We start from the raw sequence: 23,758 nt of genomic DNA, 5'->3' as shown, positions 1-23,758 counted from the left end.
CTGGCCCTCAACGCAATGCTGTCCGGCAACTTGAACCTGGCCGGGCTCTCGGCCGCACTCAACAGCGGGATCACCGGTCTGGTCAACGCCGGACAGACGCTCACCGCCGGTCTGGCCTTGAGCCTGTCCGGCCTGACACAGACGGGTGCTGTGATAACCGGAAACCTGATGGGAGCGCTGGAAGGAGCCGCGCAAACCGGTGCGGCTCTCGCCGGCATCTGGACGAACGCGGTGACTCAGTTCGCCACGGTCTTCAACAGCGCCGTGGGCGCAAGCTTCGGCGCCGGCCTGTCGGGCTTCGGCGGAACAGGCGGAGCGCTGGTGACTGGCTTCCAGACTGCTCTGTCCGGTCTCACCCAGACCGGCGGAACCCTGTTGGCGTCACTGAATAACGCCACACTGGGCCTCAGCGCATCGATCCGCGACGTCCTGATCAACCTGCAGCTGGCACTGCAGGCGGCGCTGAACGCCAGCTTCGGCGCTTCGATCGGCACCTAGAACCCCCGACGACGCGGCACCCGACACTCGGCTGTGGCTGAGGTCTGGTGCCGCGTCCCTGGGCAGCAAGTCGCAGCAGGTGTACGACCTCGGCTTTCGCTGGGTCCGACTCTCGCGTCAAGTGATCGGCATGAGGGGGCAGCGGCAGGCCAACGTGCGATGCGTCCCCGGTATTCGACGCCCGGGTTTGCTCAGGTATCCCCGCAAGGAACCCCGGTCAGGCGGGTGTGATGGCGTCCGCTAAGTGGCGGGGCGTATAAACCAGCAGGGTGTTGGCCAGCCCAGCGAACGGTGTCCCGCCCAATGTCAGATTGATCGGGAGAGGAACGCCCAGAATTTCGAGCGGGACCGTGGCCGTCACCTGTTGCGGCGGAACGAGGATGCCGTTGAACGGCAGGTGCATCACCACCGGCAGCGAGATGCCCGGCAGCAGTTGGGCATTCATCGTGAGATCGACGAGCGTCGTCCCGTTGAGCAACCCGTCGAGAACGTAGGCCGGTGAATCGAAGAGTCCACCGGCAATCATCCCGATATTGCCCGTCGCAATGCCGTTTCCGATGACGGTCGCTGCGGTCGCGAATCCGTTCAGGCCCGCTACCGGCGCCCCCAGCACCGAGAAGAGGACCGACAGCGGCAGCCCGAAATTGGCGTCGAGCTGCAGCGACGGCGGAATAAGCGTTCCGCCGATGGTCGTCGAGATGCTGGTGTCGGCGAACGCGTTGAGCATGTTCGCGACGTTCTGCATCATCTTGTTCGGCACGCTGCCGGCCGGAAGCAGGTTCGCGAAAGTCTGCGCTTCCTGACCAGGGATGGCGAAGAGCGGGAAAAGATCGGCCGCCGGGCCCAGCACCTTGATGTCGTTGAGGTTGCTGGTGTCGAATCCGGTGATGAAGAGGTTCAGGAATGCCGCCGTGCCGTCCTGGACGGCGCCGTTGTAGTCACCCGCCGAGATGTCCTGGCTCACCGCCTGCATGCTTGTTTGGAACTGTCCCAGACCGGCTTGGAGGTCTGAGCCGAACCTGCTCAGCGAGCTGACGATGGTGTTGGCGTATGTGACCTGGTCGGTGAGGGCCGTTTGCAGGGCCAGCGCCGGGTTCGCCGCGGCAAGATATCGAAGGGTTGCCTCTGCCCACAGCGCGGGGTTCTGGGCGGCGTACGACAGCTCCGTGCCGATCTGGACCCCGTAGCCCTGCTGGTTTGCCAGGACCTGCCGAAGAACCGGGAATGGGTCCTGACCGAAGGCGGCGTTGAGCGCCGACAGGTTATTGGAGGTGTTGACGAAAAGCCGCTGCCATGCGCTGCCCACCGGATATGCGGATGCGGTAATCGCGGACGGGAACAACCCGGGCAACAGCGTGCGACCCAGGTCCCCGATCACCGGGATGGTCCCGAGCGGACCGGTAAGCGACTGCAGCGCACCGGTGAGCGCCGCACCGCCCGTGCCGTTCAAGAACCCGGACGCAAGCAGACCGAGTTGCTGACCCGCGCTGCCGAAGACCGGCGCCAGCGGCCCACCGCCCACGAGGCCAGTCAGGAGGCCGTTGCCGCCGACAAGCGGGCCCAGCAGCCCACCCGTCCCCCCGAATAACAGCGGACCCAGTATTCCGCCGCTGCCGCCGAGCACGGAGCTCAGGCCGCCACCGGTGGTAGCGCTGGTGCCGCCGCCGAGCAGTCCGTCCAACAAACCACCGAGCGGGTCGGTGGGCGCGGCCGTCGGGAAACCCGCGGCGCCACCGAGCAGAATGCGCTCGGCGTTGATTATTTCGGCGTCGACATATGCCGCCGCCCCCCCGTTGAGTAGGCGCACGAACGCGGCGTGGAACGCCGCCGCCTGGGAGTTGACCGCCTGAAACTCCTGCCCATAAGTGCCGAACAGTCGCGAGATCGCTGCGGAGATTTCGTCGGCCGCCGCCAGGGCGATCCCGGTCGTCGGAGCTGCAGCGGCTTCGGCGGCTGCACCGATCGACGATCGAATCCCGGCCAGTTGCCCGGCGGCCGCCGTGACAAGATCCGGCTCAGCGATCACAAACGACACAGTCAACCCCCGTCCATGGACATCCGATGTAGGCGCGCAGTACCCACTCGGCGCAATTGCCAAACCTCAGCTCAGGGTGCGGGATACAAGCCGCGATCTCCGCCCGCGCAGAACCGCGGAATGCCCGGGCGAGGCCTGCAAGCCGCAGGCTACTTGATTGCGTTCGCGAGCTGGACGGGCGCGTAATTCAGCAACGCGGGAATGATGCCTCCGGCCGGCGTTCCACCGAGCGCGATGGTTACCGGCCCGAAATCTGGGATATCCACAGTGGCCATCAACGGCCGGAGAGGCGCGAGGATGCCTCCCACCGGGATGTCAAGCGTCACCGGGATCCCCGCCGTGGCCGACAGCGGCAGCGCGAGCGGCAGCGTCGCCTCGCCGTTGAGGAAGCCGTTGGCGATGTTGGCGGGAGCACCGACCAGTGCGGTCGCTGCGGCCGTCACGTTCCCGGCCTGAAGAGCACTTGTAACCGCCGTTGCGCTATCGGCGAACGCCAGCGCCGTGGTGATCGGCGAGCCCACCGCATTGAGGGTCATGGCCAGCGGCAATCCTACGGTCGCTGCACCGGACACCGCCGGCGGATCGATCTGGATATCGATCGTGAACGCGATGTTCGTGTCCAGGACCGTCTTGATCACGTTGGTGAAGTTCTGTGCCGTGTCTCCGGGAATTGTCAACAGGGGGAACAGATCTCCCACGGTGCCGAGCAGTTGAATGTTCGCGAAGTCGCTCGCGTCGATACCACTGACGAACAGACCTACCAAAGCACCCGCCACGTCGCCCGATTGCAGGCTGCCCGGTATACCGGCCAGTCCGATGGTGAATTCCCGAGTGGCACTGGTGAGCGCCGTGAAGGTCAGCGACCCGTAACCAAACTGGTTAGTGAGGAACTGGTCCAGGAACGGTGCCGGGTTCGCCAGCCAGGTATCGCCGATGCTCTGCAGGTTGGTGACGGTGTTGGTGAAGAGGTCTTGATACGGCCCGACGATCGAGTCGCCGCTCGCGGCGGAGTAGGCCACCGCGGCCGCGCTGGATGAACCACCTGCCCCCAAGAGCCCGTTCGAGCCGGGGTTACCGGCCACACCGGGGGCCCCGCCACCGGGGGTCCCACCGGCCCCACCCGCGCCACCGGCCCCACCGGTACCGAATAACCTGGCGTCGCCGCCGTCGCCGCCGTTCGCGCCGGCCCCACCCGAAGCGCCAATGCTTCCGCGGGCACCGCCGCCCCCACCGGCCCCACCGTCTCCGCCGTTCCCGTACAGCAGGCCGCCGTCGCCGCCAACTCCGGCCGCGCCACCGGCGCCGCCCTTACCGCCGATGGAGCCGCCTATGCCGCCGGCGCCACCGCCCCCACCGGCCCCACCGTCGCCGATCAACAGCCCGGCACTGCCGCCGCTCCCGCCAACACCACCGGCGCCGCCGGCGAAGCCGAGGAAGCCTCCGCCACCAGCGCCAGCGGTCCCGCCGGCCCCACCGCTACCGAAGAAGCTGGCGTTGCCGCCGGCACCACCGTTACCTCCGACGCCGACTCCGAGGGCGCCGCCGGCCCCACCTGTGCCACCTGCCCCACCGGCGCCGCCGTTACCGCCCAGCAGTCCGCCGCCGCCGCCGTTTCCGCCGAAACCGCCGCTGAGGCCGATGGTGAGCGGAACTGCTACGCCGGTGCCGCCGTTCCCGCCGTTCCCGCCGGAGCCGAATAGCCCCACACTGCCGCCGGTACCGCCCGCCGCGCTCACCACGCCGCCGGCCGCACCGCCGTTCCCGCCCTGTCCGACCATGGCGTTCCCGCCGGCACCGCCGGCACCGGCGAGGCTGGAGCCGCCGTCTCCGCCATTGCCGAAGAAGGCATTACCGCCGCCACCGCCGGCGGCCGTCTCACTGGACCCGCCGTTGCCGCCATTGCCGAACAGGCCGGCGGCGGCACCGGCCTGTCCAGACCCGGCCCCCGCACTGCCACCGTCACCGTAGAACAACCCGGCGCGACCTGCGGCGCCACCGGACGGGCCGTCTCCACCGTTGCCGCCGGCGCCGAACAGCAGCGCGTTGCCGCCCGCCCCTCCGGCACCGACCCCGGTCGCGCCGACGCCACCGGCACCGCCGGCCCCGCCGTTGCCGAACAGAAGGCCACCGGCGCCGCCGAAACCGCCGGCCCCGCCGACACCGACCCCGGCGCCGCCGGCTCCGCCCTGTCCACCGTTGCCGATCAACCCGGCGTATCCGCCGTTACCGCCGGCACCGCCATCGGGCCCGCCGGCCCCGCCGTTGCCGCCGTTGCCGTACAAGAGGCCACCCGGCTGCCCGTTTCCCCCGGCCCCGGTTCCGATGCCGGCCGCCCCATCTGCACCGTTACCGATCAGCGGGCGCCCAGAAAGGGCCTGGGCAGGTGCGTTCACCGCGTTGAGTACAGACTGCATCGGCGATGCGTTGGCCGCTTCGGCGGCGGCATAGGCGGCAGCGCCACTATTGAGCAGACCCACGAACTCGGCGTGAAATGCCGTCGCCTGTCTGGTGAGGGCTTGAAATTGCTGACCGTAGCTACCAAAAACTTGTGAGATCGCGGCTGAAACCTCATCGGATGCGGCTGCCACCACTCCGGTCGTGGGTCCTGCCGCCACGGCGGCCGCCGAGCCGAGTGCGGTCCGAATTCCTGCCAGATTGTCTGCTGCGGCAGTCACCAAGTCCGGAGTCGCGACCAAATATGACACTGCCAGCCCCTCGCCTCGATGCAAAGTTGAGCCCGGCGTATCGCCGGAAAACGCAGCCTAGCGGTGCGCGAACTATACGCGTGGGAAAACGCATGTTTTCAATGTGCTTCTTCGAAGCCACCGCCGGGGCGCGGGACGCCCGATCAACTGCGCCGACAGATCGGCGGACGTCGCCGAACCAGCCCAAAGCTGGCGGGCCCGAGGGGAATCAGCGCGCGGCCTCAATTACAGCCCGCGCCGCAGCGCGCGGACCTCGGCAAGGAACTCGCGGCGCAGATCGGCGTCGGCGAACTCGCCGCGCCAGACCATCGTGGTCGTCCGCGAATGCTCCTCGACCCCGCGGGCATGGGTGCACAGATGCGAGGCTTCCAGGTGCACCGCCACGCCGCGAGGTTCGATCAACGCGATGAGGCCGTCGGCGACCTGCTCGCCGAGCCGCTCCTGAACCGTGAACCTGCGCGCGAAGAGCCGGACCAGTCGAGTCAGCTTGGAGATGCCGATGATTTGGTCACCTGCGATGTAGCCGATGAACGCGGTTCCGAAAAACGGCAGGGCGTGGTGTTCGCACAGGCAGTTGAACTCGATCGGTCCCTCGATCACCTGCGAGGGCGCGACCTCGACGGCCTTGCCCTGCTCGGTGGGGAAGCTGGTCGCAAGCTTCGGATCGCCGTCATATCCGGCGGTGATGTCGTAGAGCGCCTTGAGGAATCGTCTCGGAGTCTCCCGGGTGCCCGGCGTCTCCAGATCCATTCCGAATGCGGTCAAGATCTCGGAGATTGACGCCCGGAACCGCTCCCACTGCGACTCGGAGATCTGCCGAGGCGGGGTTTCGAACCAACGGCTGGCCCGGTTCGGGTTCATCCCCCCAGACGCTATCTCGATGACATTGTCCGGCTGATCGGCCACGTTGGTCATGCAGGCTCCTCGCCGACGGCGCCGGGAAGCGGGATCATCTCAGCAAATTGACGAATTAAACCTACGCAGCTGTCGAGTTCGGGCACAACCCCTGAAACTCTCACGCCCACCTGTGCCAACATCGATGACGACCAAACGGCATGGGCCGGGTGTCGGCCTCCCGGCGATGCTCAGCTACGCAGTTCGGCGCCGACGCGCTCGGCAGCACACCGCACCGCGGCATCGCGGGCCGCGGTGGCATCGTCCTCGGTGAGCGTGCGATCCGGCGCCCGGAACCGCAGGGCGAAGGTCAGCGATTTGCGATTCGCACCGATCTGCGCACCGGCGAATACGTCAAACAACTGCAGATGTTCGAGCAGTTCGCCGGCCCCTTCGCGCACCGCGTCCGCCACCGCCTGCGCGGGGACGTCGGCGGGCACCACCAGACTGACGTCCTGGAACACGGCCGGGAAGGGCGAGACCCGCGGCGCGGGCGGTACCTCGCCGATCGGAACCGCGTCCAGGTTCAACTCGACCGCGCACGTCCCGTGTGGCAGTCCGGCGCGCTCGATCACGGCTGGATGCAACTGCCCCGCATGCCCGATGACCGTTCCGGCGGCGACAACTTCGGCACACCGGCCCGGATGCCACGGCAGGTACTGGGCCGCCCGCAGCGTGACCTCCACCCTGCTGGCGCGCGCGATGATTCTGACCGCCTCGAATGCATCGACGGCTTCCACGGCACGGCCCGGTCCCCACGGACCGCGCGGCTCGCGCAACCCCGCCAGCACCGCGGCGACGTGCTGCGGCTGCCGGGGAAGCGAGGCGTCCAGGGTGGCGATCTCGGCATCGGTGGGCCGGCGGTGGACGGGGATCAGGTCGACAGCACGGGTCTGCTCGGTCGGTTGGACCACCTGCGCGACCGCGAACAGCGCAACATCGCCCAGCCCGCGGGACACATTGCGATGCAGCGCTTCCAGTACGGCCGGCAACAAGGTGCTGGCCAACTGCGGGCGATCGGCCTCCAGCGGGTTGACCACACTGATGGTCGTTCGGCGCGGGTCGTCGGCCGACAGTCCCCACAGGTCGAACACACCGGCCGGCAGGAACGGCGTCGGCAGGATCTCGACATAGCCGGACAACGCCAACGACCTGCCGATCGCGCGACGGCGCTGCTGGATGGCCGTGAGTCCGCGGCCCGCGGGCGCCGACGGCAGCACCGACGGGATCGCCTCCAGCCCCTCCAGCCGCAGCACCTCTTCAACGAGGTCGGCGGCCTGCCGCAGATCGGGACGCCAACTCGGCGGCGTGACCTCCAAAGTGTCGCCGTCTTGCGACACCTGGGCACCGATCTGGGTCAGGCGGCGGGCGCTGGTGCCTGCCGCGTAGGTCACCCCGGCGATGCGGTCCGGCAGGTCGGCCCGCATACGGATCGGCGGCGGCGACCAGTCCTGGCGCGGTGGGTCGCCCCGCCAGTCGGTCAGGGTAGGTTCGGCGACCCCGCCGGCGATGTCGACGAGCAGCCTGGCACACCGGTCCAACACGGCTACCGAGATGGCCGGATCGACCGCACGTTCGTACCGTCGCGCCGCCTCGCTGGGCAGGTGCAACCGTCGCTGGGTACGCGAAATCGCCGCCGGGTCCCAAACTGCGGCCTCCAGCAGGACGTCGGTGGAGTCGGGGCGCACTTCGGTGCTGTCTGCGCCCATCACGCCGCCGATCGCCGCGGTCGCGACGTCGTCGACGATCAGGACGTCGACCGGTTCCAGCTTGCGTTCGACGTCATCGAGGGTGACGACGGTCTCACCGGGCCGCGCGAAGCGCACCTGAAAGCCACCGGTGATGCGGCTGCGGTCGTGGGCGTGCATGGGGTGGCCGAGTTCGAGCATCACGTAGTTGGTGACGTCGACCGCCGGCGAGGTGGCGCGGATGCCGCACAACAGCAACCGCCGCTGCAGCCACCACGGCGACACCAGCGCCGGATCGATCCCGGTGACCGACCGCAACGCGAACCGCAGCACCCCCGTGTCGGGGTCGACCGACAGCGGCCAGGCCTCGCCCTGGGCCGGCAGTGGCGGCACGGCAGCGGGATCGACGAAGTCCAGGTCGTAGGCGCACGCGATCTCCCGGGCCAACCCGCGCACCGACAGGCCGTAGCCGCGGTCGGGCGTGATCGCCAGATGGAAGACCACGTCGTCCAGGCCCAGCACCACGGCGCCGTCGGTACCGGGTTCTGCGGTTCCCGGCGGCAAAACCAGGATTCCGGAATGATCGGTACCCAGGCCGAGTTCGGCGGCCGAGCAGATCATCCCGTTGGAGTTGCGGCCATAGGTCTTGCGTGCAGCGATGGTGAAATTCCCGGGCAGGACAGCTCCGGGCAATGCCACGACTACCAGATCACCGACCACGAAATTGGTGGCGCCACAAACGATTTCCTGCATCTGCCCGGAGCCGACGTCGACCAGGCAGGCCCGGATGGGTTTCTTGAACCCGCTCAGTTCCTCGATCTCGGCCACTCGGCCCACCGCCAGCGGGCCCTCGACCGGACCGAGCCTGGCCACTTCTTCCACCTCGTGGCCGATGCGCACCAGCGCCTGTTCGAGGTCACCGGGTCCCACATCCCATCCCGGGGCACCGGACGAGACGACCTCGCGCAGCCAGCTGTACGGAACGCGCATCAGGCCCCGACCCCGAACGGCAGTGAGAACCGTATGTCGCCTTCAACGATGTCTCGCATGTCAGGTATGCCGTTACGGAACTGCAGCGTGCGTTCCAGCCCCATTCCGAAGGCGAAGCCCGAATACACTTCCGGGTCGATGCCGGCGGCCCGCAAGACGTTGGGGTGCACCATTCCGCAGCCACCCCACTCCACCCAGTCCGCACCACCCTTCTTGCCTTCGAACCAGACGTCCACCTCGGCGGAGGGTTCGGTGAACGGGAAGAAATGCGGGCGCATCCGGGTGCGTGCCAACGGCCCGAACTCGGCGCGGGCGAACGCGTCGAGCGTGCCACGCAGGTGGGCCATGGTCAGCCCCCGATCCACCGCCAGTCCCTCGACCTGGTGAAAGACGGGCGTGTGGGTGGCGTCGAGTTCGTCGGTACGGAAGGTGCGTCCGATCGAAATGATGTAGACGGGCAGTTCGCGCTCGAGCAGGGTGCGCACCTGCACCGGCGACGTGTGGGTGCGCAGCAATTGGCGCGAGTCCTCCGGTGCGATGTAGAAGGTGTCCTGCTCGCTGCGTGCCGGATGATCCGGCGGGAAATTGAGAGCGTCGAAGTTGAACTGCTCGGTCTCGACCTCCGGCCCCTCGGCCAGTTCCCAGCCCATCGCGATGAACGTGTCGGCGATGTGCTCGGCCAGCATCGTGATGGGGTGCCGCGCGCCGGTCGGTTGCCGGGTCGAAGGCAGGGTGACGTCGATGCGTTCGGCCACCAGCACAGCCGCGTCCCGCTCGGCGCGCAGTTCCTTCAGTCGCTCGTCATAGCTGCGCTGCGCTGCGCTGCGGGCGAGGTTGACCCGCTTGCCCGCGTCGGCGCGCTCGTCCTTCGGCAGGCTGCCCAGCGCTTGACGTGCCAGGGCCAACGGCGAGCGGTCGCCCAGGTACTCGGTCTTGGTGTGCGAAAGCGCATCCAGACTGTCGGCGGCCGCAATGGCGCGCTGGGCGGCCTCGACCGCCCGGGCCAGTGCTTCCTGCGACAGGTCGACGGGTTGATCACCCACGCGGCGGCACTCTCCTTGTTGAGGCTGGTCGGGCTACCCGGCCTCTACCCCGCGCGATGGGCTCGAGCGCGGCCCGCATCGGCAGCGGGAGGGTCGCGGCAGGGGTATGACGCAACTGCCGATCATAAGTCATAACCCGTTGTGCCACGGATCACGACGACCTGAGATCAGGTGTCGAACTCCTCGAAGGTCTGGGAGAACTCCCAAGGGTCCTGCGCCACCCCGCTGCTCGTATTCGACAGCACCCCCGGCAGGCCCGGGAAGTCGCGGTTAGCCGACCACATGTGCAGGCCGCCCAGACCCTTCTGCTCGGCGAAGGCGGTCAGCTTCTGCGCGTCGGCCAGGGTGAAGATTTCGGCCGGATTGTCGTTGACGCCGATCATCGGCGTGACGCCGACCATCGACCAGATCTGGGCGTCGTTCTTGGACGGATACAGCGGTACCAGTTGATCGTGGACGGCGGTGGCCGCCTGAATCGCGTAGTCGCCCATCTTTCCCTCGTACGACAGCGTCGGATCGAAGTAGTCCATCGCCATGATGTTCACGCGCGAGATCTGAACGCCGTTGTCGACCGCGTTCTGGACGACCCGCAGTCCCTCGGGCGTCAGGCCCGTCGGCATCACCGGGAGGGTGAACGACACCTCCACCGGCTTGCCGGCAGCGATCCCCTCGGCCTGCAACGAGGCGATGGCCTGCGAGCGAAGAGTGAGCGAGGCCGTGTCGCCGAGGGCCGCACCTTCGATGTCGAAATCGAGCTTGCGAATTCCGTAAGCGTCCATCACCGATGAGTACTTCGCCGCCAGCTCTGCAGCCGTCCCGCCGGTCAGGGCAAGCTCCTGATTCGCCGCGCCCCCGAAGGAGATGGTGGCATCGATGCCTGCGGCGCGCATGGCGTCCATCTGTCTGTTGATCTGAAACAGCAGATTCCCCTCGGCGACGGTATCGCCGTTGCCGATCGTGTACGCGTCGAAACCTCCCCACGCCGGCTGGCCGGCGGAGTTGGCAGTGATGAAGCCCAACGTGACGTCCTCGATGCTCCCGATGCGGGCGGCACCCGGAAAATCGAACTGCGGCCAGAGTGTCATGTCGACATAGGGCGAAAACACTCCGTTGACGATCGGGGGCGGCGGCGTGACGCCGCCGAACTGCCCCGCGATGCCTGGCCGGCCGAACAGCAGTCCGGCCCGCCCGCCGGCACCGCCCGCCGCCCCGGCACCGCCGTTGCCGCCGTCACCCCCATTGCCGAACAACCCGGCATCGCCGCCGGCACCACCGACCTGCCCGCCGGCACCCGCCGCTCCCCTGCCGCCATTTCCGAACAGCAACCCGCCGTCAGCTCCGCGGCCGCCGGCCACCGACGCGTCGGCCCCGTCGCCGATCAGCGGGCGACCGAACAGCAGTTGAGTGGGCGCATTCACGACTCTGAGCAGCTGCTGCTCGAGGACCTGCAACGCCGAGGCGTTGGCCGCCTCGGCGCTGGCAAACGAACCCGCACCCGCGGCCATGGCCTGTACAAACCGAGCGTGATATGCCTCCACTTGAGCACTGAGCGCCCGGTACTCCTGGCCGTAGGCTCCGAACATCCCCGCGATTGCGGTGGATACCTCGTCAGCGGCGGCCGGGGCGAGTGTCGACAGACCGGCGTTTGCGTTCGCGGCCACCACCGCCGCCCGGATGCCCGCCAGGTCGGTCGCCGCAGCGAACAGCATCTCCGGATCGGCGATCACAAACGACATGGCTTCCTCCGGTCGGTTCGGTACGCCCCGGATACGTTGCCACTTGGGTAGGACATTTTCAATCACCGTGCGCCGCCCGAATCGTGCGGTCAACGAACAGGCGGCCTTTCAGGCCTTTGAGCAGCGGTTTCAGTAACACCCCAGGAGGCCGGGCGTCGTTCAAGCGACGCACACAACCGGCCAACCAGAACCGGGTTCTAGTTTGCTGACCGGTTAAGTTCCAACCGTCGCGGGCCGTGCGTCGGAAGCCACGTCGTCCCACGCTGCATCGCCGGCGGCGCGGGGGGTGAACCGAGCGGTGACGACATGGGTCACCAGGGCCCCGGACAGACCGCATACGATGCCGGCGGCCATCCCCCACAGGCTGTGCGCCAGCATCAGGAAACCGAAGCCTGCGGACCCCAGCAGCATCAGACACCGCGCCGGCGTCCAGTGCACCGGCGCGCGGAAGCGCAGCGAGACCAGGACACCGAGAGCGACGGCCACGGCGTGGCCCGCGTTGGTGAATTCGCCGCCGATGATCGCCGCGGCCACGCTCACCGAGATCCACCAGCCGATCCACGCCGACCGCAGGCGCCGCGGAATCGTGGCGGTCAGCGCGCCCAGCGCCGCCAGCGCGCCGTAGCTCATTCCGACATCGCTGGCACGGGTGATGGACCACGGCATCCAGCCCATTTTCACCGCCGCCGCCAGTGCCGCCGCCACTACCAGCGTGGCCCCGATGTGGCCGACGAAAAACGCCACGAGCAGCCGGATGGTGCGCAGGTGCAGCTCGGCCAGCACCAGCAGGCAGGTCAGGAACGGCAGCCAGAACCACAGCGGCCCGGCCTCGACGACGAAGGCACTGCCGATCAGCGTGCCGACGCGTCCGTGTGACAGGTTGTGCAGGTTGGTGCTGGCGTGCCGGATCACGCGGTCGTGAGCCTGGGGGCTCAGCATCAGCATCGTGATGCTGACCGCGAACAACGCCGCCACGTAGCCCACCGTGAAGCGGACCCGCGACAGCCGGGAGACGAGGTTAGAGAACATCACGTTCCACTATGCCTGGATGTTTGTCTCGTTTGTGTTATCGCTGGTTGACAGCTCTCTGTGCGTCTTCAGACGATATATCGCCAGGTCCGGCGGAATACCGGTCAGTTTGCTGGCGAACATCGGGCGACGCGCCCGCTTGGCGGTGACGCCCATGGCGTCCAACTCGCTCTGCGGAATCAGGTCCAGGGTCGGACTCGAGATCATCACGCCGCCCTTGGTGGCGCGCTCCATCACCCGGGCGGCGATGTTCACATCGACGCCCAGCCAGTCCGCGCCCAGCCGCTGTGGCCTTCCGGTGTGGATCCCCACCCTCATTCGAGGCCGATATCCTTGCACCTCAACGGATTTGATCGCCTCCTGAGCGGCCAGGACCGCCTTGAGGGCAACCCCGGGACGACGGAAGACGGCCATGATGCCATCACCCATCCGCTTGACGATGTGCCCGCCGGCGTCCAACAGCGGTGACTCGACGGCCCGGGCGACCTGACGCAGCAGCGTGAGAGCGGCATCGTCGCCGGCTTGCAGCGACCACGCGGAGAAACCCACCAGGTCGGTGAACACCAGCGTCACTTCCGGGTTTGCCGGCTTTCTGGACACCGCCTCGGTCATCGCCTGCCACACCTGCAAGACACCCAGACTGAGCTCGCGCGATGCCGCGTCGCGGTCCCCAGTAGCCGGTCGGCGGCACGGGCGGCGGCGCGCGGACCGCCCTCCCCGGCGGTCGACAGTGGGTCGCCGAACTCGGGATCGCCCGGCAGCAACCGTCGGGCTCGCTTGACGAAGGCAACCACGCCCGGACTGCGATTGGTGCTGCTGAACCATTTCGCCGGCGAACGCCGGCGCACGGCATCGTCTTCTGCCACGGCTGTCGCGGTCTCATCGGGCACGCCGGACTCCGCTTCGCCAGGCCCGACCTCCACTCGGCAAGGGTAGGCGGTCCGGACTGAACCAGGCAACGAGGCACACGCCACTTGCGTCACACGCCGAGGCAAAGAGCCTGATCACGCGTGTGCAGCGGTGCTGTGGAGAGCTCGTAACACAGCCGCGACGCATCCGATGATTTTCTAGACAACGTATGTTGTCACCGTTTATCGTGGGCCCAAATGAGGCGCTTTGGAGGCCGTGATGACTGTTAGTTCGACTACAGCGGCCGACCCCCTCGGGCCGGACTCGCTCACCTGGAGATACTTCGGGGACCTGCGCACCGGAATGATGGGCGTCTGGATCGGTGCCATCCAGAACATGTACCCGGAGCTGGGCGCGGGGGTCGAGGAGCACTCGATCCTGCTGCGTGAGCCCCTACAGCGGGTGGCCAGGTCGGTGTACCCGATCATGGGCGTGGTCTACGACGGCGACCGAGCGGCCCAGACCGGCCAGCAGATCAAGGGCTACCACCGCACCATCAAAGGAACCGACAGCGCGGGTCGTCGTTATCACGCGCTGAACCCCGAGACGTTCTACTGGGCGCACGCGACGTTTTTCATGCTCGTCGTCAAGGTCGCGGAATACTTCTGCGGCGGTCTGACCGAGGCCGAGAAGCGCCAGTTGTTCGACGAGCACGTGCAGTGGTACCGGATGTACGGCATGAGTATGCGGCCGGTGCCCAAGTCGTGGGAGGAATTCCAGGAGTACTGGGAGCGGGTCGGCCGCGAAGAGCTGGAGATCAACCAGGCGGTGCTGGACATCTTCCAGATTCGGATCCCCAAGCCGAAGTTCGTGCTGATGCCCACGCCGATCTGGGATCAGCTGTTCAAGCCGCTGGTGGCCGGCCAGCGCTGGATCGCCGCGGGACTGTTCGAGCCGGCGGTCCGGGAGAAAGCCGGCATGCGCTGGACTCCCGGCGACGAGATCCTGTTGCGGCTTTTCGGCAAGCTGGTCGAGTTGGCGTTTCTGGCGGTGCCCGACGAAATCCGGCTGCACCCGCGCGCATTGGCGGCCTACCGGCGCGCGGAGGGACGCATTCGCGACGACGCGCCGCTGGTCGAGGCCCCCGTCTTCATGGCACCACCGCGGGACCGCCGCGGGCTGCCGATGCACTACTTTCCGCCGCGGCCGCGCTCGCCCCTGGACCCGGCCCGGGTGATCATGGAGCGGGCGGGTGCGCTGGTGCACGGCACGCTGTCCATCGCGGGCCTGCGCCCTTCGCGGGGACGCAGCCGCGCTGCTTGAGACGCTAAGCCAGGCCGAGCGGCTGCAGGAACAGCGGGACGACGCCGAACTGGGTGCCCTGAAACCAGAACTGCCAGCCGAGCGCGGTGATCGAGCCCCCGGTGACCGTGGGCACGGTTCCGTTCAGCGTGATCGCTGCGGGACCCAACGGCGTCAGGCCACTCAAGGACCCGGAGAACCCCCCGGTCGCTGACATCGACACGATTCCGTTCGCCGACATCCACGTCACGGGACCGAACGCGGTGTTCAGTGTTCCGGTTGCGTTGGCCACCAGCCCCAATGCTCCCGTCATGCTGGTGGGAAGGATAGGGGTGCCACTCAGCGACAACGATGCCACCGGACCGAACGGCCCGTTCAGGGTCGCGGATTGGTACAGCCCCGACAGGCCGATGCTCGACGAGAGCTGCAAGGGGCCATAGTGGGAGCTCTGGGTGACCGTGGTGAGACTGGTGAAGACGTCTGTTGGGGCGACCGCGGCAGCGCCGACCGGTCCGAGACTCTCCATCGTTTGCTGTACATTGGCCAATTCGGTTCTCAGGTAATGCGCGGCGCCGCCGTTCAGCAAGTTGACGAAGTTGTCGTGATAAGCCGCAGACTGCGCGCTCAGCGCTTGGAATTGCTGGCCGCGCTTACCAAGAAGCGTTGTGATGGCCGCCGAAATCTCATCGAGTGCCGGGGCTGCAATGGCGGTCGTTTGGGCGGCTGCCGCCGCGTTGGCGGTGCGTAATCCGCTACCTATGGATTCAAGACATCCGCTGGCCGAGCTCAGAATCTCCGGCACCACGCTCAATTGCGACATAGCTGCACCTGCCCCGAGAGTGCTTGTGACACCCGCCGACTATTCGACGTGAGATGAATACTAACAGGCGGCAGGCAAATTCTGCGCTAACCGAATTCATATTTCTCGATGACGGTCGGGGCCGGACGAAAGATTTGCTAGGCGGCGGTACCGGGGCTTAGCGCAAGGCCCGCGCACTCTGGTACAGGCAAATGGCTGCCGCCGCGGCAACGTTCAGGCTCTCCGCGCCGCCCGCCATCGGGATACGCACCCGTCGGTCGGCCCGCGCGGCGAGGTCGGCGGGCAGTCCGTGCGACTCGGGCCCGAAAAGCCACGCCGTCGGCCGGGCGAGCATCTGGTCGGCATCATCGAGACACGTCTCACCGTCTACCGCGGTCGCCAGCACCTGAAGGCCGGCGGCGCCCAGCAGGGTCAGCACGGCCCCGGCGTCTGGGGCGACCACGACGGGAATGGCGAAGATGCTACCGGTGGAGGCACGCAGGCATTTGCCGTTGTACGGGTCGACGCTGTGCCCGGCCAAGACCACCGCCGCCGCACCCATCGCGTCGGCGATGCGCACGAGCGTGCCGGCGTTGCCGGGTTCGCCGATGTCCGCCGCAACGGCGATCAGCCTGGGTGACCCGGCCAGCACGTCGTCCAGGCTCGTCGCCGGGATCTCGCACACCGCGACCAGACCCGTCGGAGTTACGGTGTCGGACAACGCTTTTGCGGCCCGCTCGGTCACCAGGTGAACCGGCACCTGCGGTCCGGAGAGCAAACGGTCATGACGGCGCGCGGCCTCCTCGGTGACGAACAGGTCCACAACCAGACCGCGCTGCAGGGCAGCCGCGACCAGGTTCGGGCCTTCGGCGAGAAACAGCCCTGTGCGGCGCCGGCCGACGTGCCGATGCAGCTTGACCGCCGCGGCCACCCGGGCCGAGCGTTCGGTCAGCACCGAAGGGCTCGGCGTCAGGCAGCCTCTCCGGACGGTGCGTTGACGTCCTGGGGCAGCGCCGCACGAGCGACCTCGACCAGCGCGGTGAAGGCTGCCGGATCGGTGATCGCGATATCCGCGAGGTTCTTGCGGTCGACCTCCACACCGGCGGCCTTGAGGCCCTGGATCAGCCGGTTGTAGGTGATGTCGTTGGCACGCGCGGCGGCGTTGATCCGCGAGATCCACAACTTGCGGAACTCCCCCTTGCGGGCGCGACGGTCACGGTAGGCGTAGTTGAGCGAATGCAGTTGCTGCTCTTTGGCCTTGCGATAGAGGCGGGATCGCTGTCCGCGATAGCCTTTCGAAGCTTTCAGGACGCTGCGCCGCTTCTTGTGGGCGTTGACCGCCCGCTTCACGCGTGCCATGGGTGTTCCTACTCTCGTTCAAAATCGGTCGGGGGCTGCCGAAAGCCCGCGGCTGCCGGGGGGTTTCGTGAGGGATACGTTGCGGCGAAGGGCTAGCCGTTGAGCATCGAGTTGACGCGCTTGGTGTCGTTAGCCGACACCACGGTGCGGCCGTCCAGCCGGCGGGTGCGCTTGGTCGCCTTGTGCTCGAGCAGGTGCCGGCGGTTGGCTTTCTGCCGGACGATCTTGCCGGTACCGGTACGCCGGAACCGCTTGGAAGCCCCGCTATGGGTCTTGGCCTTGGGCATGTTTCCTCAGTTTCTGGTTCTGGTGAGCTTCTGGTGAGCTGTTGTCGTGCCGCAGTTTGGTGCTAGGACGGTTTGACGTCGTCGTCGGCAGCGTCGGCCGGCCCCGCCGCACTGCCCGGATGCTGTGCCCTGGCACGAGTCTTCGCGCCGCGGTGCGGTGCCAGCACCATCGTCATGTTGCGGCCGTCCTGCTTGGCCGAGGTTTCGACGAAGCCGTATTCGGCCACGTCGGCGCCCAGCCGTTGCAGCAACCGGTAACCCAGCTCCGGCCGTGACTGCTCGCGGCCGCGGAACATGATCGTGACCTTGACCTTCGACCCCGCTTCGAGGAAGCGAACCACGTGGCCCTTCTTGGTCTCGTAGTCGTGGTCGTCGATCTTGGGCCGCAGCTTCTGTTCCTTGACGACGGTCTGCTGCTGATTCCTGCGCGATTCGCGCGCCTTCTGCGCCGCCTCGTACTTGTACTTGCCGTAGTCCATGATCTTGCAGACCGGCGGTCTGGCGTTGGGAGCAACTTCGACAAGGTCGAGATCGGCGTCCGCGGCAACGCGGAGTGCGTCTTCGATACGCACGATGCCTACCTGCTCCCCCCCAGGGCCGATCAATCGAACTTCAGGCACGCGAATGCGCTCGTTGACGCGGGTCTCAGTGCTGATGGGGCCTCCCTCGTTGGCTTATATTCCGCGCGGCCCAAACCTGGACCCGGCCGGAAACAGCAGCGGAGGCACACCCAACCATCAGCAGAAAAGCCCTGCACAAGCAGGGCCCATTGCCGACCGATCACGGCTTGACCTGGTCAAACCGCCTGCGCAAGGCACAGAACAGGCATTTTATGATGCCTGTGACCGGACCGAATTGCCTTGAGAAAATCTCGTGGCAACCGGTGGGAGTGGGACTCCTCTTCACTGTCCCTGGCCTGAGGCCGGGATGGTCGCAGCGATCAGTTTAGCAGGCAAGACGCGTGCCGCCGGCAATCCGCCGAGCGGGGCGCCCGGCGTCCATATATCGGGCCGCCGAAGGTCCGTCTGACGAGCCTATGCGCGCAAGTCCACGGGTAAGCCTGACTAAGCCGGGAATTTCCCGGCTCAAGCGAATATCCTCGCGGTCTGTGACACTCACCAAGCCGCGCCCGACTCGCAGGCCGACTTCCCGGTATCACTGGCTGCCCGCCGCAGCCGGTTGGACTGTCGGCGTGATCGCCACCGTGTCGCTGCTGGCCAGTGTGTCCCCACTGATCCGCTGGCTGATCCACGGTCCGCGGGTGTTCATCAACAGCTACCTGTTCAACTTCCCCGACACCAGCTTCGCGTGGTCATTCGTGCTCGCCCTGCTGGCCGCGGCACTGACCGCACGCAAGCGCGTTGCCTGGCTGGTGCTGCTGGGCAACATGGTGGTGCACGCCGTGATCAATGCCGCCGATATCGCCGCGGGCGGCAACACGCCGGCCGAAGCGTTCGGCGAGAACCTCGGCTTCGCATTCCACATCGTGACGATCGTCCTGCTGGTGCTGGGCTACCGGGAGTTCTGGGCCAAGGTCCGCCGCGGGGCACTTTTCCGAGCCGCCGCTGTGCTGGTGGTGGGCGGGGCCATTGGAATCCTGGCCTCGTGGGCTTTGGTGGAGATGTTCCCCGGGACGCTCACGGCGCCGGAGCGGCTGCCGTACGTGGCCAACCGGGTGGTCGGGTTCGGCTTCGCCGATCCCGACCTGTTCACTGGCCGACCGCACGTCTTCCTCAACGCCATCTTCGGGCTGTTCGGCGCGTTCGCGCTGATCGCCGCGACGATCGTGCTGTTCCTGTCGCAGCGTGCCGAAAACGCGCTGACCGGCGAGGACGAGTCCGCGATCCGGGGCCTGGTCGAACTGTGGGGCAAGAACGACTCGCTGGCGTATTTCGCCACCCGCCGCGACAAGTCGGTGATCTTCGCCCCCAGCGGCCGCGCAGCACTCACCTACCGCGTCGAAATCGGCGTCTGCCTGGCCAGCGGCGACCCGGTCGGTGATCCCAGGGCATGGCCGCAGGCCGTCGAGGCCTGGTTGCAGCTGTGCCAGACCTATGGCTGGGCACCGGGCGTCATGGGAGCCAGTTCCCAGGGCGCACAGGTCTACCGAGAAGCCGGCCTCAACGCGCTGGTGCTGGGTGACGAGGCGATTCTGCGGCCGGCCGAGTACAAGTTGTCCGGCCCGGAGATGCGCGGCGTACGACAGGCGGTGACGCGGGCCCGGCGTGCCGGGCTGACGGTGCGCATCCGGCGCCACCGCGATATTTCGCGGGCCGAGATGGAGCAGACGGTGGCGCGCGCGGACAACTGGCGCGACACCGACTCCGAACGCGGCTTCTCCATGGCACTGGGCCGGCTCGGCGACCCGGCCGACGGCGACTGCTTGCTGGTGGAGGCGGTCGATCCGGCCGGCGAGGTGGTGGCAATGCTGTCGCTGGTGCCGTGGGGCACCACCGGCGTGTCGCTGGACTTGATGCGCCGATCGCGGCAATCCCCCAACGGCACCATCGAATTGATGGTCAGCGAGCTCACGCTGCACGCCGAGAATCTGGGCATCAGCCGAATCTCGTTGAACTTCGCGGTATTCCGTTCGGCATTCGAGCAGGGCGAGCAACTCGGGGCCGGACCCGTCGCGCGGTTGTGGCGCGGGCTGCTGGTGTTCTTCTCGCGCTGGTGGCAGCTCGAGACGCTCTACCGCTCCAACGCCAAGTACCAGCCCGAGTGGGTGCCCCGCTACGCCTGTTACGACGATGCGCGGATGATGCCGCGGGTGGGCGTCGCCTCGGTGATCGCCGAGGGCTTCCTGGTGCTGCCCTTCAGCCGGCGCGACAAGTCCCACACCGGCCACCACACGGCGGTACCGCAACGGCTGGTGGATTCCGGGTTGTTGCACCCCGACGGCACCGCGCCCGACGTGAGCAGCCTGCAGGCGGAGGACCTGGCGGACCCGGAATTCGACGATGGGCGCCGTTCGCCCGAGCAGGTCCGGGTCCGGCTGGCCAAGCTGAAGAAGCTGCGCGACAACGGCATCGACGCCTATCCGGTGGGCGAGCCGCCCAGCCACACCGTCGCGCAAGCGATGGCGGCCGACATTCAAGACGGCACCGCCGTCTCGGTCGCCGGACGCATCCTGCGGGTGCGCAATTACGGTGGCGTGTTGTTCGCCCACCTGCGCGACTGGTCGGGCGAAATGCAGCTGCTGCTAGACAATTCACGGTTGAAGCAGGGCAAGACGACCGACTTCAACGCGGCGATCGATCTCGGTGACCTGGTGGAGGCGACCGGTCACATGGGCTTCAGCGACAAGGGCACCCGATCGCTGATCGTCACCAACTGGCGGCTGATCGGCAAATGCCTGCACCCGCTGCCGAACAAATGGAAGGGCCTCACCGACCCCGAAGCCCGGGTGCGCACGCGCTACGTCGACCTCGCCGTCAACACGGACTCGCGCGACCTGATCACGGCGCGCAGCAGCGCGTTGCGCTCGATCCGCGAAACCCTGTTCGCCAAGGGGTTCATCGAGGTCGAAACACCGATCCTGCAGCAGGTGCACGGCGGCGCCACCGCCCGCCCGTTCGTCACCCACATCAACGCTTACACGATGGACCTGTTCTTGCGCATCGCACCAGAGCTGTATCTCAAGCGACTGTGCGTCGGCGGTGTCGAGCGGGTCTTCGAACTCGGCCGGGCTTTCCGTAACGAGGGTGTCGACTTCAGCCACAATCCCGAGTTCACTCTGCTCGAGGCCTACCAGGCGCACGCCGACTACCGGGTGTGGATCGACGGCTGCCGCGAACTCATCCAGAACGCCGCCGAAGCCGCCAACGGTGCGCAGACCGCGCTGCGGCCCGTCGGCCCGACTGATTCGACCGGCGACCGTCTGGAGCCGGTCGACATCTCGGGCGTCTGGCCGGTGAAAACGGTCCACGACGCGGTGTCCGAGGCGCTCGGCGAGCACATCGACGCCGACACCGACTTGACCGCCCTGCGCAGACTCGCCGATGCCGCCCACATTCCCTACCGCGCGTACTGGGACGCCGGCGCTGTGGTGCTGGAACTCTATGAGCATCTGGTCGAGGACCGCACCCAGCATCCGACGTTCTACATCGACTTCCCCACCTCGGTGTCCCCCCTGACCCGGCCCCACCGCAGCAAACGCGGGGTCGCCGAGCGCTGGGACCTGGTGGCCTGGGGCGTCGAGCTGGGCACCGCCTACAGCGAGCTCACCGACCCGGTGGAACAACGGCGGCGCCTGCAGGAGCAGTCACTGCTGGCCGCCGGCGGCGATCCGGAAGCGATGGAGCTCGACGAAGACTTCCTGCAGGCGATGGAGTACGCGATGCCCCCCACCGGAGGCCTCGGAATGGGCGTCGACCGCGTGGTGATGCTCATCACCGGCCGCAGCATTCGCGAGACGCTGCCGTTCCCGCTGGCCAAACCGCATTGACCGAGCTGATCCCGACAAGAACATGACGACCGCCCCGGGCTTGCGCCGCCGGAGACCGCGACTTCCCCGACGCCCGCAGTCCCACCCCACGCGCACGCGGGACGCGAGCTGATGGTTTCGGTAGCCCGTGTCCGCCGCGCGATTTTCGCGCGGCACTGCCACCCGTGGAGCGCGTGGACCCGGTGGGCCGGCACGCCGCTGGTCCTGGTGCCGGTCTGGACACGACGGCCAGGTCACGCCGTGCTGCTGGCGGTGTGGCTGGCGCTGAACCCGTTCGTCTTCGGCAAGCCCGAACACCACCGCGCCTGGGCGACGCGGGCCATGTTGGGCGAGGAGCTGTGGATCACCCGCCGGCCCCGGGATGCCGCCATGGCTGTCAGCGCGGCGACGTCGGTAGCCGCGGCAGTCGCGTTGGTGGCCGCTCGACGTCGCCGGCTGGGCCCAGCGGTCGTCGCCGTGGCCGTGCAAATGGCCCTGACAATGGTCTACTGGCAGCAGATGGTGCGCTATCTCGCGCGGCAGGAAGGCTGTCCGGCCCCGCACCAGTAACGTGTCGGACATGCCCGAGCCACCGACCACTCCCGATCCCGGATACGACAGTTCGGGCGTGCCGACGTTCGACTCGGTGCGCGAGAAGATCGAGTCGCGCTTCGGGACAGCTCAAGGTGCCGAGGAACTCGCGGCCGACACTGGTCGGTCCGCCGAGGAGCAGTACGAGGAGCGTCAGCGCGCGGCCGCGGAGCGGTTGGCTCAGATCCGGGAGTCCATGCACACCGATGACTGACGCCATGCCGAACTCGCGGGCCGGGATGCAGTTCGGACCCTACCGACTGCGCCCGCTGCTGGGCCGCGGTGGAATGGGCGAAGCGTGCCAGGGCCCTGCGGGCGTCCACATGACCTGTGCAGCCGGCTGAGCCGTGCGCAGGTTCAGCATCGCTGAGCGCCAGAACCGGTTGGCGCGCAGACACTTCCTGGTCGGCGCCGGTTCGGTGTCGCGCGTCACCGGCGGGCTGGTGGGATTGCACGCAACCGATCCGGCCACGCCTTACCTGTCGTTGTGGGCCCGCTGCCGCGGGTTCTCCACCGCCGCCCTGGACCGGGTGCTATACGAAAAGCGTTCTGCGGTCAAGCAACTGGCGATGCGCCGGACCTTATGGTTGGTGAACTCCGAGGACGTCGCGCTGGTCCGGTCGGCAGCCGGCGGTCAGGTCGCCGACAACGAGCGGCGCCGGCTGGTCGCCGACCTGCACAAGGCCGGGTTGACGACGGACGGCGAGAGCTGGCTGGACCAGGCGTGTGCGGCGGTGGTGCGCCATCTGAGCGAGCACGGCCCGGCCACCAGCACCGAACTGCGGGCCGCGCTGCCGGAACTGGCCGGCAGCTACGATCCGGCGCCCGGAAAGCGTTGGGGTGGATCAGTTCCGGTGGCCCCGCGAGTGCTGACGGTGATGTCGGCGCGCGGTGACATCGTGCGCGGCCCCAACGATGGAGGTTGGACCGCGTCACGCCCGCGGTGGAGCACCAGCGCGGAATGGCTGACACACATCGACGATCCGGTACCCGAGGCAGCGGCGCGGGCCGAGTTGATCCGCCGCTGGTTGCAGACGTTCGGGCCCGCGACCGTCAACGACATCAAGTGGTGGTTCGGCACCACCCTGACAGCGGTACGGGCCGCGCTGGCCACCATCGGTGCGGTGGAGGTGGATCTGCACGGCGGACCAGGCTATGCCTTGGCCAGCGACCTGGGCGTTGAGCCCGACATCGCGCCGTGGGGCGCACTGCTGCCGGGTCTGGACTGCACGACGATGGGTTGGTCGGACCGGGACTGGTATCTGGGCGGGCATCGCGGTGACGTCTTCGACGGCAACGGCAACGCCGGGCCCACGGCATGGTGGAGCGGCAGGGTGGTGGGCGGCTGGTGCCAGGATGACGGCGCCCGCGTACACCTGCAACTGTTGGAGGACCCCGGTGCCGACGCGCGGCGTACCCTGCAACGGCGCGCCGACCAACTCACCGAGTGGCTGGACGGTGTCCGGATCAGCGCGCGCTTCCCGTCACCGCTGTCGAAGTCGGGCCTGCACCGGTGACATCGAAGGA

The 23,758-nt window shown here is 67.7% G+C and carries 17 protein-coding genes and 3 pseudogenes; 7 read left to right on the top strand and 13 right to left on the bottom strand.

All coding sequences use genetic code 11. From position 1 onward, the window contains the following. Nucleotides 1-498: pseudogene (locus tag AC5Y7D_RS21450) on the top strand (methyl-accepting chemotaxis protein); the annotation flags it as partial. Nucleotides 499-715: 217 nt separating this feature from the next. On the opposite strand, the gene AC5Y7D_RS21445 reads toward AC5Y7D_RS21450, so the two are convergent. From AC5Y7D_RS21445 to AC5Y7D_RS21410, 8 genes and pseudogenes are all read right to left on the bottom strand, one after another. Beyond that, nucleotides 716-2,533, bottom strand: a complete 1,818-nt coding sequence (locus AC5Y7D_RS21445) for a PE family protein (protein ID WP_499927477.1) — start codon at nucleotides 2,531-2,533, stop codon at nucleotides 716-718. 149 nt (nucleotides 2,534-2,682) lie between these two features. Beyond that, nucleotides 2,683-5,238, bottom strand: coding sequence for a PE family protein (locus tag AC5Y7D_RS21440; protein WP_499927475.1), 2,556 nt, complete (start codon nucleotides 5,236-5,238; stop codon nucleotides 2,683-2,685). Nucleotides 5,239-5,463: 225 nt separating this feature from the next. Continuing rightward, complete coding sequence (gene folE, locus AC5Y7D_RS21435; protein ID WP_499927473.1) at nucleotides 5,464-6,153, bottom strand: GTP cyclohydrolase I; 690 nt, start codon at nucleotides 6,151-6,153, stop codon at nucleotides 5,464-5,466. Nucleotides 6,154-6,323: 170 nt separating this feature from the next. Then, nucleotides 6,324-8,810, bottom strand: a complete 2,487-nt coding sequence (gene pheT / locus AC5Y7D_RS21430; RefSeq protein WP_499927472.1) for a phenylalanine--tRNA ligase subunit beta — start codon at nucleotides 8,808-8,810, stop codon at nucleotides 6,324-6,326. Further along, nucleotides 8,810-9,853: a phenylalanine--tRNA ligase subunit alpha gene (gene pheS / locus AC5Y7D_RS21425; RefSeq protein WP_499927470.1), complete on the bottom strand. Its 1,044-nt coding sequence runs from the start codon at nucleotides 9,851-9,853 to the stop codon at nucleotides 8,810-8,812. The genes pheT and pheS overlap by 1 nt, the downstream gene beginning before the upstream one ends. 167 nt (nucleotides 9,854-10,020) lie before the next feature. Continuing rightward, nucleotides 10,021-11,589, bottom strand: a complete 1,569-nt coding sequence (locus tag AC5Y7D_RS21420; RefSeq protein ID WP_499927468.1) for a PE domain-containing protein — start codon at nucleotides 11,587-11,589, stop codon at nucleotides 10,021-10,023. Between the two features lie 213 nt (nucleotides 11,590-11,802). Further along, nucleotides 11,803-12,618, bottom strand: a complete 816-nt coding sequence (locus tag AC5Y7D_RS21415; protein WP_499927466.1) for a rhomboid-like protein — start codon at nucleotides 12,616-12,618, stop codon at nucleotides 11,803-11,805. A 9-nt stretch (nucleotides 12,619-12,627) separates the two neighbouring features. Continuing rightward, nucleotides 12,628-13,484, bottom strand: a pseudogene (locus tag AC5Y7D_RS21410) (adenylate/guanylate cyclase domain-containing protein). 262 nt (nucleotides 13,485-13,746) lie between these two features. Between AC5Y7D_RS21410 and AC5Y7D_RS21405 the strand changes: the two are divergent. Beyond that, nucleotides 13,747-14,790, top strand: coding sequence for an oxygenase MpaB family protein (locus AC5Y7D_RS21405; RefSeq protein WP_499927464.1), 1,044 nt, complete (start codon nucleotides 13,747-13,749; stop codon nucleotides 14,788-14,790). Nucleotides 14,791-14,794: 4 nt separating this feature from the next. On the opposite strand, the gene AC5Y7D_RS21400 is transcribed toward AC5Y7D_RS21405, so the two are convergent. The 5 genes from AC5Y7D_RS21400 to infC all read right to left on the bottom strand — a co-directional run bounded on the left by AC5Y7D_RS21400 (nucleotide 14,795) and on the right by infC (nucleotide 17,870). Further along, entirely contained in the window at nucleotides 14,795-15,589 is a 795-nt protein-coding gene (locus AC5Y7D_RS21400) for a PE family protein (RefSeq protein WP_499927462.1), read from the bottom strand. Between the two features lie 157 nt (nucleotides 15,590-15,746). Continuing rightward, nucleotides 15,747-16,523, bottom strand: a complete 777-nt coding sequence (locus AC5Y7D_RS21395) for a TrmH family RNA methyltransferase (protein ID WP_499927460.1) — start codon at nucleotides 16,521-16,523, stop codon at nucleotides 15,747-15,749. Nucleotides 16,524-16,537: 14 nt separating this feature from the next. Then, nucleotides 16,538-16,927: a 50S ribosomal protein L20 gene (gene rplT, locus AC5Y7D_RS21390; protein ID WP_499927458.1), complete on the bottom strand. Its 390-nt coding sequence runs from the start codon at nucleotides 16,925-16,927 to the stop codon at nucleotides 16,538-16,540. Between the two features lie 92 nt (nucleotides 16,928-17,019). After that, nucleotides 17,020-17,214, bottom strand: a complete 195-nt coding sequence (rpmI, locus tag AC5Y7D_RS21385) for a 50S ribosomal protein L35 (RefSeq protein WP_065049064.1) — start codon at nucleotides 17,212-17,214, stop codon at nucleotides 17,020-17,022. 62 nt (nucleotides 17,215-17,276) lie between these two features. Beyond that, nucleotides 17,277-17,870, bottom strand: coding sequence for a translation initiation factor IF-3 (infC, locus tag AC5Y7D_RS21380; protein ID WP_499927493.1), 594 nt, complete (start codon nucleotides 17,868-17,870; stop codon nucleotides 17,277-17,279). Nucleotides 17,871-18,250: 380 nt separating this feature from the next. Between infC and lysX the strand changes: the two genes are divergently transcribed. From lysX to AC5Y7D_RS21355, 5 genes and pseudogenes are all read left to right on the top strand, one after another. Continuing rightward, nucleotides 18,251-21,661 carry a bifunctional lysylphosphatidylglycerol synthetase/lysine--tRNA ligase LysX gene (gene lysX, locus AC5Y7D_RS21375; RefSeq protein WP_499927455.1) on the top strand — a complete coding sequence of 1,137 codons (3,411 nt, stop codon included), beginning with the start codon at nucleotides 18,251-18,253 and terminating at the stop codon, nucleotides 21,659-21,661. Nucleotides 21,662-21,772: 111 nt separating this feature from the next. After that, the gene (locus AC5Y7D_RS21370) at nucleotides 21,773-22,210 is read left to right on the top strand and encodes a DUF6653 family protein (RefSeq protein ID WP_499927454.1); all 438 of its coding nucleotides are present in this window, start codon (nucleotides 21,773-21,775) and stop codon (nucleotides 22,208-22,210) included. Between the two features lies 1 nt (nucleotide 22,211). Next, on the top strand, nucleotides 22,212-22,445 hold the full coding sequence (locus tag AC5Y7D_RS21365; RefSeq protein WP_499927452.1) for a hypothetical protein: 234 nt from the start codon (nucleotides 22,212-22,214) through the stop codon (nucleotides 22,443-22,445). After that, a pseudogene (locus tag AC5Y7D_RS21360) lies at nucleotides 22,438-22,527 on the top strand (hypothetical protein); the annotation flags it as partial. The gene AC5Y7D_RS21365 and the pseudogene AC5Y7D_RS21360, both read left to right, overlap by 8 nt. Before the next feature lie 51 nt (nucleotides 22,528-22,578). Beyond that, a complete protein-coding gene (locus tag AC5Y7D_RS21355; RefSeq protein WP_499927450.1) occupies nucleotides 22,579-23,748 on the top strand; it encodes a winged helix DNA-binding domain-containing protein in 1,170 nt (389 codons plus the stop codon). Nucleotides 23,749-23,758: the final 10 nt, after the last annotated feature.

It is taken from the genome of Mycobacterium sp. NGS49, from assembly GCF_059812565.1.
Note: the sequence above shows the minus strand (reverse complement) of the source record. Positions and strands in the feature narration are given on the sequence as shown.